Here is a 12311-nt window from a genome sequence, read left to right as displayed (position 1 = left end):
CGTTTAGCGTGCAGCGAAGGTGGATATAGCGTGCTAATAGAACCGGGGCCCTAGCTGCGCCCGAAGCGGTAGCGCAAGCCCAGCGCGGCCGTTGAGGAGATGTAGCTGTAGAGATGACGGGCCAAGAGAAAGTTGAGCATTAAGTCCCCCGTTAAGTCCAGGTCATTGCCCAAGCGGCAGCGCAAGCCGGAGCCTAGATTGAAGTAAAAGTTGTTGCTGGCGTAATCGTAATTGTTGTTGTAAACCACGTTTTGGAGGCCATCAACCGTGGTGGATTTGCTCTGGTAGGTGAACCGCGCCAGGGTGAAGCCGCCCAACGCATCGATTTGAACGCGCTGTTCGGGGCGGCGCGTGAGGGCGTAGCGCACCAGCACGGGTATTGCTACAATGCGCTGCTGGTTGGTGCTGGAACTGATGCCTTGATGCAGCCCGCCGTTGAAGTAGAAAAGGCCCGGGTGGAAGTAAGAATCCTTGCGCTGGTGGTACTGCGCGCCGGCTTGCACCGCCAGCCGGGGCTGCAATTGCGCACCCACCGTGAGGAGGGGCGAAAGGGTGTTTTCGTAGAATGCGACCGGCGATTGGGGCGAGCCCACCGCCGTGCCCAACCCCACAAAAAGCTAGGGCTTGAATACGGCGGGGCCTCAGTTTGGGCCAAGCCCGCCAGGGGCAGGGCCCCGGCCAGTAGGCCGGGCAAAAGAGTCGCGCAGAGCCGCATAAGAACAAGGAAAATGTGGAAGGAAAGGGTTTGGAAAAGATAGAGCCACGTTGTGCAACGTGCGTTGCACAACGTGGCTTTTAAGGCTATCATTTTTCTGTATGTCAATAAGATAAACTAATAACGATAGAAGATTTTTAATCGGACCCTGGTGGAGCCCCGGCGGCGGTGCGGCAAAACAAATCGGGGCCCCGCGCCGTCTTACGCACCTGGTATTTTCACTACTTGTAAAAACGACTCATGCCCAATTCCCCTAAAAACTGGTTCATTACCGGCGCATCGTCCGGCTTCGGCGAAGCTTTGGCCGAGCTGCTGCTCGCCAACGGCGACAAGGTGGCCGCCACCTTCCGCCACCAAAGCCAAGCCGATGAATTTACCCAAAAGGCTGGTGCCAACGGCAAAGGCGTGGTGCTCGACGTAACCGATGCCGCCCGCGTGCCCGGCGCCGTGCAGGAAGCCATTACGGCCCTTGGCCACCTCGACGTGGTGGTGAACAACGCCGGCTACGGCTCGCTGGGCCCCATCGAGGAAATCGGCGAGGAAGAAGTGCAGCGGCAGTTCGACGTGAACGTGTTCGGTGCTTTGCGGGTACTGCGGGCCGTGCTGCCCCATTTGCGCGAGCGTAAAAGCGGCCACATTTTGAACATTACCAGCATCGGCGGCCTGCGCGCCTTCCCGGGCGTGGGCATCTACAACGGCTCTAAGTTCGCGCTCGAAGGCATCGGCGAGGCACTTTCCAAGGAAGTGGGGCCCCTGGGCATCCGCGTGACCAACATCGAGCCCAGCGGCTTCCGCACGAAATGGGCGGGCGAGTCGGCCACGTTCACGAAGCCCAAAAACGCGGATTACGACGCTACGGCCGGCAAGAACATGGGCGACATTCAGGGCTACAGCGGCAACCAGCCCGGCGACCCGGTGCGCGCCGCCCAGGCCATGTACGACGTGGTGAACCAGGAAAATCCGCCCCTGCACCTGCCCCTGGGCGTAGCCGCCGTAAAGGGCGCCCGCGCCAAAATCAAGGAGCTGAGCGATGAGGTGGAGCAGTACGCCAGCGTGGGCGAAGGCGCGGACTTTCCGGCGGCGAAGTAAGCGCTTATCGAAAATTTCAACACAAAAGGGCCTTTGCGATACGCAGGGCCCCTTTTGTGTTGAAACCGGATTTAGTTCCTGGGCCCCATGCCAGCGGCTGCTGGCGCGGCCAAATTATTTGCCGTATTCGAGCACCCGGAACGTGCCGGGCACGATGCTGGGCCGCGGCCGCGGGTTTTCGGGGGTGGCGGCCGGGGTGGGGCCGTAGTCGGCGGTGCTGGTGAAGAGGTGGTGCGTTTTGGGGTCGAGGGCAATGGTTTTGGCACCGGGGGCCGTGGGCACATTCGCTACCACGGTGTACTGGTTGGGCGCGTCTTCATGGATGACGGTAAAGGTGCCCGACCCGTTCGAGGTGACGATGTTGTTGGTGGACGGGTCGAAGGCGACGCCGTCAACGCCTTTGCCGATGGGCAGCACGGCCACTTGCTTGCCGGTTTTGCTGTCGGTCACCACCAGCTTCTCGTTGTGGCAGCCGCTAAACAGGCGGTTGGTTTTGGGGTCGTAGCCCAGGCCGGTGGGCGCTTCGCCCGGGGCCAGGGGGTGGCGCTTGCGCACCGCCAGGGTTTTGGCATCGAATTCAATAACCTCGTTCTTGTCTTCCACGTTGGCGAAAATGCTGCCCTTGCCGTCGGTGGCGGGGGCCTCGATGTCGCCGCCCAGCTCGGCCGTGCCCGCCACGGCCCCCGTCGCGGCGTTGAGCACGGTGCTCCGGCCGCCGTCGTTGCTGAACAGGAACACGCGCTGGGAGTAGGCGTCGTAGAGCAGCGCATCGGGCTTGGGGCCGGTGGGGATGGGCGCGCCGATGGGCCGAAGGGTTTTCAAGTCGAACACCACGCACTGGTTAGCCCGGCCGCAGGTAATGTAGCCGCGGTTGGCGCTGGGCACCACGTCGATGCCGTGCACGTTGGGTGTGTTCGGGATGGAGCCAATGACCTTGCGGGTGCCGAGGTCTACCACCTCTACCTGGGTGCCGTGCGACACGTAAAGCCGCTCGCCGGCGGGGTCCACGCTGAGGTAGTCCCAGCCCCCCTCACCGCCAACGGTGATGGTGTGGAGCAGGTGGTAGGGAGCAACTACTGCGGTCGTCTGGGCCCGGACGGTGGTGATGCCTAAGGCGATTGCCAAGGGAGCGGTAAAAAGCAGGGTTTTCATGGTGTTGGGTAAATTTAAAAAAGCAAAGGCCGGGCCCGGGGTTGTTAACTGAACTGCCGATGGCACGGCCAAAAAAAGCCCGTGCCGAAGCACGGGCCTTCGCTGGAATGGGCTCTAGGCCACCGTAATTAGTGCTTGTTGCCCTTGTCGTCGCTGGTATAAGCGCCGATGTCGGCGTTGTACGTCGGGTTGCCCTTTCCTTTGGCCGGCGAGCCAGCTTGCAAGTGGTAGTCGTTCGTGTCAACGCCCTGGCTGGGGTCCGTCGTGGGCGACAGCTTCACGAATAGGGGATCCTTATCGGTCTTGCTCGTCGAAACAATGTCCGTAGCTTGGGCTTTCCCAATGGAGCCTACCGGGTAGAAATACTTGCGGGTAGAGTCCACCGCCGTATAGAAGTAATTGTTGCCGTAGGCAACGTTCTTGACATCGGCTACCGGGTTGATATCGAGGCCGTAGTAGTCATTTACCAACAGGTTGTTGTAAATGGCGCCCTGGGCGAATTTATCAGCCGAGATGCCCCGGCCGGGCTCGCCGGCTCCGCGGCGGTAGCCACTGCCCACAATGGTGTTGTTGTACACCTTCACGTTGGTCTGCGGGTAGAGCACCGTTGGACTGGTTTCCAGCTTGATGGCGGTGCCGGCCCCGTTCCACAACACGTTATAAGCCACGATGCCCGTTACGCCGCTTTTCAGGTTGATGGCATCGCCGTCGGCAAGACCTTCGTCCCCAATGGTGTTACGTTGGATATCCACCACTACCCCGCCGCCGAAGAGTGACATGCCGTCATCGGTGCCCGATAGCAACCAGGAGTCCTGAATGGTAACCATGATGTGCTGCTTGGGCGACTTGGGCGCGATGCGGATGGTGCCGCGGGGAAAGCCCGTTTTGTTAGGGCCACCCGCATAATTGATGTGGGCCCACTTGATACTGACGGCCTGCGCGCTGTCGCACTGGAAGCCGCCCCAGGACCCTTTTTTGGCCAGCGGCGAGGTGAACGTGATGGGGTTGGCGGCCGTGCCTTCGGCAATTAGGGTGCCGTCCACGAAAAAGGCCGAGTTGTTGGTGACGTTCACGGTGACCCCCTTCTGCACGTAAAGGGTATCTTTCTTGGCCACGTACACGTCGCCCGCCATCGTGTAGGTGCCTACTGAGGAGAGCAGCGTGCCCTTGAGATTGCCCGAAAGCGCGGTCGAGGTAATCGGGTGCGACGACGGTTGGGGAACGGAGGTGATGGTCAGGTCTTCCGTCTTTTTACAGGAAGACAAGGCCAGCAGGCCCACCGCCATACCGCCAAGAGTACGGGTGAAGGATTTTGACATTAGAAAGGGGTAGAAAAATGTGTAAACTAAAAAAGTGGCGACTAGAAATGAGACAACTAAAGCGGGTTTGAACTAGAGGACATAGCGTACGCCCAGTAGATAAGTCGCCTTAAAGGCATCCTGCTGCAATACAAAGTCGGATTGATTAACCGTAAGCACTGTTTTCGTATTCAGCAGGTTATTAAGCTTGGCAAAAGCCGTGAAGTGCCGGGTGATATCCTTATCCACTGACAGGGCCAGCGACGAGAGCGGCCGCTGATAGTAGTCGAAGTTGGACCCCACGAGCTGTAAAATGCGGCCCGTATATTGGTAAGAGATCTGGGCATAGAAGCCAGTGGGCTTGTCGCGAAACAGGAGTGACAGGTTAACAATGTGAGCGGCCTGGCTCTGCAGTGGCCGGTCCTGCGTTATCACGTAGGTCTGGCCAGTGGCGGCATCATTAAATACCTTTTGGTGGTCACTTATTACTGAGTGCGTATAAGTGTAGTTGCCCGATAAGCCGAAGTGCTGGACGTATTTCGTAAAAGTCACTTCCGCGCCCAGGTTCGTAGCAGGGGTAGGATTGTTTTGGGGCTGCCGGAAAAGCTGGCCGGCCGTCAAACCCTCGAGCTTCAACTCGATAGGGTTTACAATACGCTTATAAAAGACCCCCACCGTGAAGTAGTTTTCGGGCGTTGGATAGATCTCGTAGCGCAAATCCAGGTTGTCGGCGGTGGCGTGCAGCAAGCGGGGATTGCCATCAATGCCAGTGGTGTAATTGCGGTATGGAACCGACTCATAGTAGTTAGGCCGGTTGATGGAGGCGAAATAAGAAAAGCGCAGGTTCTGCTGCTCATTGAGTGTATATCGTAGATTCAGGCTGGGCAGGAAATCCTGGTAAGTTTTTGCTATCCCGCTGGGCAAAGTAGAAACCGGCGATATCTGCACGGTAGTAAATCCCTGCTGCGTACTCTCCAAGCGCACTCCCGTCAATACCTGCAGCGGCCCCAACTCCCATTTGGCTTGCACATAACCAGCCCCGATGTTCTCGTAAGCTGTGTAGTTGGCCGCATCAGCACCGGCCGTACCGAGCGGGGTGTAGACGGCAAACTGTGCGTTGTCGATGCCCATAAATAGCTGCTTGGTGCCATTGGTATTCTGAGCAGCGCGCAGTTCGTATTCGTCTTGGAGATTGTACCGGTCTTTGGCGCGGTATAACCCACCGACTTTCAACTCCAAGGCATGATGGAGTAGGCTGGTCTGATACGCCAAGTTGGCCAAGCCCGTGTAGTCACGGTCGCGGTTATGCTGCCAGACGCGAAGTTCAGTGTTCACAAATTCGGCGCTGCGATTAATCTGGCCACTCGCAGTAGGCGAAAGCAAGAAATCGGTGTTCAACGTCGCATAGTCTGGGGAATTGCTGGTCGCTACCGACACCACCCCCGCCCAATCAAACAACAGGCGGCTCGCCAGTTCGTGACGTCCAGAAAACTTCGCATTCTCCAGGATTTGCCGGGTGGTGTGGGTCTGAAGAAGTGGGTTAATCGTGCCCGTGCCGGGCCCACGGCGTTGGTCGGTGAGGAGAGTGTCGACAGAGCTTTCCAGCTGAGAAAAATCCGAGCGGAGCAACAGGTTATCAAAGGCGATTTTGTTACGCTCGTTGATAGTGAAATCAAGATGGGTAACTAATCCGTTGTTTATCTGATGATTAGAGAAAGTACGGGGCGCTGTGATGGTAACCAAATACGGTTGGTTCTGGGGGTCGGTCGCCACGGTGTTAAACACTCCATTCGAGCCGAAGTATTGGTTTTGGGTGTTGAGGGCAACCAACACGCCCAAGCGATTGCCCAAGTAGCGGTGACCGAAGGTCAGGCCGGCCAGGTAGGTCGGCGGGGCCTGCTTGGGTACCGTCTTGAGGTTGCTTCTGGAAAAATCCTGCTGGGTGGCCGCGTAGTCGGTTCCATAACGCCCGCCCGGACTTTTCTGCTGAATATCGGCCTGCGAAAACGACTCGTACTTGCGGTCGAAAAAAATCTGGCTGTAGCCGACAGAAGCCGTCGCCCGAAATAGGGTGGTATCGGGCGCGTCCTTCATCACCAGGTTCACTGTGCCGCCGGTGGCATCGCCCTCCAGGCTGGGCACGAGCGACTTGGTTACCTCAATCCGCTTGAGCAGGTCAGAAGGCACGATGTCAAGCGAGACGAAGCGGTTCTGGCCGTCAGGGCTAGGTATTTTGATGCCATTAACCAGCGTATTATTATAGCGCGGCTCCATGCCCCGGATAACGGCGTAGGCCCCGTTGCTGCCCGCGCTGCGCTGAATATTAATGCCCGACACCCGCGTCAGCACGTTGGCCGCGTTGATGTCCGGTGACCGTTCAATAGCCCGGGAGGAAATGATGTTAACGATGTTGTCGGCCGTCTTTTCCGAGAGACGGGAAGCATTTTCCTCTTCCTGGTTCAGTTTGCCCATTACTGTTACGCCGCCTAGGCTTTGGGCTTGAACCTGCAAGGCGAAATCGAGTTCAACGGTCGCGTCGGCGACCACTACCACGGACTTAACCGCTTCCCGGTACCCCACGAAAGAGGCCCGCACCGCGTAGCGGCCGGCGGGCACGTCGCGGATTTCGTAGTGGCCGGCCGCATCCGCTGCCGCGTTGAGGGATGTGCCCTGCACCACGACGATGGCCCCGGTCAGGGCATCGCCGCCGGGGCCCACCACCTGGCCGCGAAGGGTGGCGGCTGGGCTACTAAATGCCAAGGACAGCAATACAAGTAATAGAAACGAACGCATAATTCTCTGCACTAAATCCAGTGCAAAGGTCCCGTGTGGACAGGCAAAAAAGGTTACCGAATTGTGACCATGAGGTTATGTTCTGAGCAGAAATATGAGCAACTTATGAACTGATTATCAATTAGTTAAAGATGCAAAAAAATCAGATTTTCAACAGAATTGACCTTTATTGGAGAAACGTTTTTGGGGTTTATTTAGGCTGGGAAATACCCCTTGCCAGGCCGGGTGCCCAGCTGCCTGCTGAACCCCGCCCACGAGCCACCGGGCTCCGGGCGCGGCCGTACCTTTGGGCCATGCCCTACTCCGCCAACGATTACGTGGCCACTTCCTGGGCCCACTTGCAGGAACTGCTGTTTCAGGATACTTGGGACGGGCGCATCGGGCGGTTTCGCTCGCCGTTTGTGTACCGCGGGCAGCGCTCCAAAAACTACTTGCTGACCACCAGCTTGCAGCGGCTAGGCGGCAATTACTTCGAGCTGGAGCACCACTTACTGCGCAACTTCCGCAAGTACGCCCGCGACACGGCGGCCTCGCCCGCCGCCACGGCCGCGGTGTGGGACTGGCTGGCCTTGGCCCAGCACCACGGCCTGCCCACGCGCCTGCTCGATTGGACATACTCGCCCTACGTGGCCCTGCATTTCGCCACCGATGACCTCCAGGCCTACCACCAGGACGGTATTATTTGGGCCCTGAACTACGTGAAGGCCGCCGAGCACCTGCCTGATTCGCTGCGCGACGCCCTGCGCCACGAGGGTTCCAACGTCTTCACCTCCGAGTTGCTGGCCCCCGCAACGGATAGCCTGCGCAACCTCGAAAGCCTGCAAGCCGAGCCGTTTGTGCTGTTTCTGGAGCCGCCCAGCCTCGATGCGCGCATCGTGCACCAGTACGCGCTGTTTTCGCTGATGAGCTCCAGCCAGAGCGTGCTGCACGAGTGGCTGGCCCGCCACCCCGAATTGTACTTTCGCATTATTATTCCCGCCGCTCTCAAGTGGGAAGTGCGCGACAAGCTCGACCAGGCCAACATCACCGAGCGAGTGCTGCTGCCCGGCCTCGGGGGCCTCTCGCGCTGGCTGCACCGCCACTACGCGCCCCGCACCGGGGGCCCCAGCAGCACCTTCGTGAATGAGGATGACATGCGGTAGCAAGGTTGTAGCGTAGACTCTGCGAGTCCGCGCGGCCGAACGGTAATCATTGCGCAGCTGCCACAGTAGCTGCGTTGACCTTCGGTTGTAGTTCGCGTTTCTGCTCATTCGCCCAACGATTATCGGCAAGACGAAGCGAGCGGCGCGGCCTTGCAGGGTCCACGCTACAGGTTTTCCAACCGCTTCTTAGTCAGCTTGGTCGGAATGTGCTCCATCGGCTTGTCGGGCCAGGGGTGGCGCGGGTAGCGGCCCTTCAAATCCTTACGCACGTCGAAGTAGCCCTTCTCCCAGAAGCTGCGCAAGTCGCGCGTGACCTGCGCCGGCCGGCCGCCGGGCGAGAGCAAATGCAGCAGCAGCGGTACCCGGCCGCCGGCTACGGTGGGCGTTTCCGTCAGGCCAAACAACTCCTGCAACTTCACGGCCAGCACGGGCGCGGCGGCCTCGGAGTAATCGAGGGTGACGTGCGAGCCGCTGGGCACTTCGAGGGCGGTGGGGGCGAGGCGGTCCAGGGCTTGGCGTTGGGCCCAGCCGCCGGGCAAGCGCGCCAGCAGCGGCTCCGTCAGGTCCAGGCGCTGTACTTGGTCGAGGCTTTTGAGGCCGGCCAGGTGGGGCCCCAGCCACTGCGGCAGCTCGCGCAGCAGCGTGGCCTCGTCGGAGGCGGGCCAGCTAGTTATCAGTTGCTCGTTGTTGGATATTAGTTGCTGGTTGTCAGTTGTTAGGGTTTGGTTTGCCGGGAATGATTGATTCTCGGCGCCATTGGGACCCGGGAAGTGGTGCCGCAGAAACTCCAGCCGCTGCTGTAGCTGCCGGGCCCCGGGCGTCCAGTTCAGTTTGCCCAGGCCCGCTTCCTGCAAATACGCTACTAGGGCCCCCGCCACCAGCGCCGCGTCGGGCTGGCCGATGACGGTCTCGGCCAGGCGCAGGGCCCCCAGGCGGCGCACCCGGCGGCCAGTCACGCGTGCGGCGACGGGGTCGTAGCGCACCTCATCGGTGGTCGTAATCTGCTCGGCAAAAGCAGTTTCCAGCTCTTCGCGGCTCACGGGGGCGGCCAGGGTGGCGCGGGGCGCGGCGGCGGTGCCGGCCAGGTGGGCCACGGCGAAAAACTCGGCCTGCGGGTCCACGTCCTCGGTGCGCAGCTCCACGCGCTGGCCGGTGGCGAGGCGCAGGCGGCCGTCGGTCTCGCGCTGGGCCACGCGGTCGGGGTAGGCCAGGGCCGTGAGCAGGCCAATTGGTGAATGGGTGAAGGATTGAATGAGTAAATGACCCTTGGGGCCCTGGCGGCTTTGCAGGTGACGGGCCACGTCGCGCACGCGCTGCAAGGTGGCCGGGTGCAGGGCCAGGCCGGGCAGCGGGGCCCGGCCGCTGGCCAGGGCTTCGAGGCGCAGGCGCAGGTCGGGGGGCAGCGGGCGCGGGTCATTGGGGGTGGCCCAGCGCAGCAGGTCGCGCTCGGCCAGCAGGGCGGCCAGGGCGGTGGCGGCGGGGCCCTGGCCCAGCTCCTGGCCGCGCACCACGAGGTGGCCCAGGCGCGGCGGCAGGCCCAGCCGGGCCAGTTGGCGGCCGTGGGCGGTAGGCTTGAGGGGGGAATTAAAAATCAAAAATTGAGAATTAAAAGTGGGCTGCCCGGGCTTGGACTCAGCGTTTGAAGAATTGCTGAACGACTCATTTTTAATTTTTAATTCTTCATTTTTAATTGCCTCCAGGGCCCCCAGGCGCACCAGCAGCTCCTGGGCCTGGGCGTAGGCCGCAGTGGGCGGCGCGTCGAGCCAGCGCAAATCGGCCGGGTTGGTGGTGCCCCAGAGGGCCAGCTCTAGGGCCAGGGCGCTGAGGTCGGCGGCCTGGATTTCGGGGGCCCGGTGGGCGGGCAGCTGGTGGTGCTCGGCTTCGGTCCAGAGGCGGTAGCAGGTGCCAGGGGCCAGGCGGCCGGCGCGGCCCCGGCGCTGGTCGGCGGCGGCGCGGGCCACGGGCACGGTTTCGAGGGTGGTGAAGCCGGTGCGCGGCACAAAGCGCGGCACCCGCGCAAACCCGCCGTCCACCACCACGCGCACGCCCTCGATGGTGAGGCTGGTTTCGGCGATGCTGGTGGCCAGGATGACCTTGCGCCGGCCGGCCCGCGCCGGGCGCAGGGCGGCGTCCTGCGCGTCCAGCGGCAGCTCGCCGTGCAGCAGGTGCAGGTCGATGTCGTCGGGCAGCGAGTCGAGGGCCCGGGCGCAGCGCTGCAAGTCGGCCACGCCGGGCAGGAACACTAGTACGTCGCCCACCGCGTGGGCCCCCAGCGCGGCCCGCACCTGGGCCGGCACCAGCGTGGCCAGCCGCTCGCCGGGCCGGTTGGGCAGGGCGGCGGCCCGGCGCGGGTCGAGGTAATGCGTATCAATCGGAAACAAAAAACCGGCCGACGATACCACCGGCGCGGGCAGCCACTGCCCCAGCCGCTGCGCCTCCAGCGTGGCGCTCATGAGGAGAATCCGCAGCTCGGGTCGCAGCACGGCCTGGGCATCCAGAGCCAGGGCCAAGCCCAAATCGGCATTCAGGCTGCGCTCGTGGAATTCGTCGAACACCACGGCCGCCACCCCTTCCAGGGCCGGGTCGTCCTGGATCATCCGCGTGAGGATGCCTTCGGTAATCACTTCAACGCGGGTGGCTTGGCTCACCTTGCTATCGAGCCGCACGCGGTAGCCGATAGTGCGCCCCACGGGCTCGCCCAGCAGTTGGGCCAGGCGGGCGGCGGCCCCGCGCACGGCCAGCTGGCGCGGCTCCAGCACCAGGATTTTATCCTGGGGCCCCCGCCACTCGGCAGCCAGCAGCGCCAGGGGCACCACCGTAGTTTTACCCGCGCCGGGCGGGGCCTCCAGCACCACGCGGGCGTGGGCGGCGAGGGCGGTCCGCAGCGCGGGCAGCGCCGCGACGATGGGCAAATCGGGCAGCGGGGGCAGGCGGAAATCGTTGGCCAAGGGCGGGGTGGAAAGAGGAGAAAAATTAGCGGTTCGGGCCAGCGGCTGGCGCGGCGCAGGAGCTTAGGCACTCGGCGCCGGCTGCGGGGCCCTACTAATGGTCTGTCCAGTTAGGCTTGTGAAAGAACGGTCATGCTCATCTGGCGTCCACGAAGTGAAGCACCTCTCCCACGTAAATAACTCAGCTTGCTGAATTACTGCTGCGGAAGAGATGCTTCGGCAAGCTCAGCATGACGGCCTATTTGGATAAGCTCTCAGGAAGGCTGGCTGCGGTGGGGCGAATGGAGGCCGCCATGGGCGCGCCCTGGGCCAGGAACCGGGCCAGGCGCAGGTACTGGCGGCCGCGCCGGGCCCGGAAAACGAGCTTTACCACGAACAGCCACCGCACGGCTTCGGCGTGCACGGGGTTGAAGTTTTTGCGCAAAAAGTAAGCGAGCGAGATGTAGAATTCGCGCAGCAGGCCGAAGCTGGGCTGGCTGCTGCGCCCGCCCAGGTGCACAAATTCTGAGGTGGGCACCACCACCACCTGGCGCCCGGCCTGCCACACGCGCCAGGCTAGGTCTTCCTCTTCGCAGTACAGAAAATAACGCTCGTCGAGCCCGCCGATGCGGGCAAAAAGCGCGGCGTCGGCAAACATGGCGGCGCCGGTCACCATGTCGGCGGGGTAGGGCTGGCGGGCGGCGCGGGCGGGGCGCGGCGGGTGGTAGCCCAGCCCCAGGGCCCGGCACAGGGCCCGGCCCAGCAGCTTGTCGCCCAGCGTGGGGAAGAACCCGTAGCTCTCCAGCCACTGGCCTTCGGGGCCAAACATTTGGGGGGCCGCCAGGCCGATTTCGGGGCGGGTCGTCAGCAAGTCGGCCAGCTCCGTCAGGCAGTCGGTGCGCAGCAGCGTGTCGTTGTTCAGCAGGAATACGTGGGTGGGCCGGCGGGTGGCCGTGGCGGTGCGAAACCCCAGCATGTTGCCCCCGGCAAAGCCCAGGTTGAGGGCCGAGTAGCACACCTCTACTTCGGGGTAGGCAGCCAGCGCTTGCAAGGCGTCGCGCTCGGCCGGCGCGGAGGCGTTGTCAACCACCATTACCTGGTAGGCGGTGCCGGGCCGGGTGTGGGCGCGCAACGATGCTACGCACGCCAGGGTGTGGCCCGTGGAGTTGTAGTTGACCAGCACGACGAGGATCAT

General features: G+C 62.1%; 8 protein-coding genes. 2 read left to right on the top strand and 6 right to left on the bottom strand.

The features are described 5' to 3' along the window. Positions 1-50: 50 nt before the first annotated feature. On the bottom strand, positions 51-611 hold the full coding sequence (locus AXW84_RS17310; protein WP_082773962.1) for an outer membrane beta-barrel protein: 561 nt from the start codon (positions 609-611) through the stop codon (positions 51-53). A 344-nt stretch (positions 612-955) separates the two neighbouring features. On the opposite strand from AXW84_RS17310, the gene AXW84_RS17305 reads away from it, so the two are divergent. Further along, on the top strand, positions 956-1804 hold the full coding sequence (locus AXW84_RS17305; protein WP_068236089.1) for an oxidoreductase: 849 nt from the start codon (positions 956-958) through the stop codon (positions 1802-1804). 114 nt (positions 1805-1918) lie between these two features. Here AXW84_RS17305 and AXW84_RS17300 read toward each other — a convergent pair whose 3' ends face one another. From AXW84_RS17300 to AXW84_RS17290, 3 genes are all read right to left on the bottom strand, one after another. Continuing rightward, positions 1919-2929: a YncE family protein gene (locus tag AXW84_RS17300; protein ID WP_236943156.1), complete on the bottom strand. Its 1011-nt coding sequence runs from the start codon at positions 2927-2929 to the stop codon at positions 1919-1921. 155 nt (positions 2930-3084) lie between these two features. After that, positions 3085-4275 (bottom strand): right-handed parallel beta-helix repeat-containing protein, encoded by a 1191-nt coding sequence (locus tag AXW84_RS17295; RefSeq protein WP_157887095.1) that lies wholly within the window; start codon positions 4273-4275, stop codon positions 3085-3087. Positions 4276-4347: 72 nt separating this feature from the next. Next, on the bottom strand, positions 4348-7047 hold the full coding sequence (locus AXW84_RS17290) for a TonB-dependent receptor (RefSeq protein ID WP_157887094.1): 2700 nt from the start codon (positions 7045-7047) through the stop codon (positions 4348-4350). A gap of 293 nt (positions 7048-7340) precedes the next feature. Between AXW84_RS17290 and AXW84_RS17285 the strand changes: the two genes are divergently transcribed. Beyond that, entirely contained in the window at positions 7341-8189 is an 849-nt protein-coding gene (locus AXW84_RS17285; protein WP_068236078.1) for an FRG domain-containing protein, read from the top strand. Positions 8190-8353: 164 nt separating this feature from the next. On the opposite strand, the gene hrpB is transcribed toward AXW84_RS17285, so the two are convergent. Both hrpB and AXW84_RS17275 read right to left on the bottom strand, forming a co-directional pair. After that, entirely contained in the window at positions 8354-11137 is a 2784-nt protein-coding gene (hrpB, locus tag AXW84_RS26005; RefSeq protein WP_236943155.1) for an ATP-dependent helicase HrpB, read from the bottom strand. A gap of 238 nt (positions 11138-11375) precedes the next feature. After that, positions 11376-12311: a glycosyltransferase family 2 protein gene (locus tag AXW84_RS17275; RefSeq protein WP_068236074.1), complete on the bottom strand. Its 936-nt coding sequence runs from the start codon at positions 12309-12311 to the stop codon at positions 11376-11378.

This window comes from Hymenobacter sp. PAMC 26628 (genome assembly GCF_001562275.1).
Classification (GTDB): domain Bacteria; phylum Bacteroidota; class Bacteroidia; order Cytophagales; family Hymenobacteraceae; genus Hymenobacter.
This window is presented reverse-complemented; position numbering and strand designations above follow the sequence as displayed.

Bases quoted from the DNA above. Each gene is read 5' to 3' on its own strand.
- AXW84_RS17305 (WP_068236089.1), top strand. From the start codon at position 956: ATGCCCAATTCCCCTAAAAACTGGTTCATTACCGGCGCATCGTCCGGC.
- AXW84_RS17295 (WP_157887095.1), bottom strand. From the start codon at position 4,275: ATGTCAAAATCCTTCACCCGTACTCTTGGCGGTATGGCGGTGGGCCTG.
- AXW84_RS17290 (WP_157887094.1), bottom strand. From the start codon at position 7,047: ATGCGTTCGTTTCTATTACTTGTATTGCTGTCCTTGGCATTTAGTAGC.
- AXW84_RS17285 (WP_068236078.1), top strand. From the start codon at position 7,341: ATGCCCTACTCCGCCAACGATTACGTGGCCACTTCCTGGGCCCACTTG.
- AXW84_RS17275 (WP_068236074.1), bottom strand. From the start codon at position 12,311: ATGATCCTCGTCGTGCTGGTCAACTACAACTCCACGGGCCACACCCTG.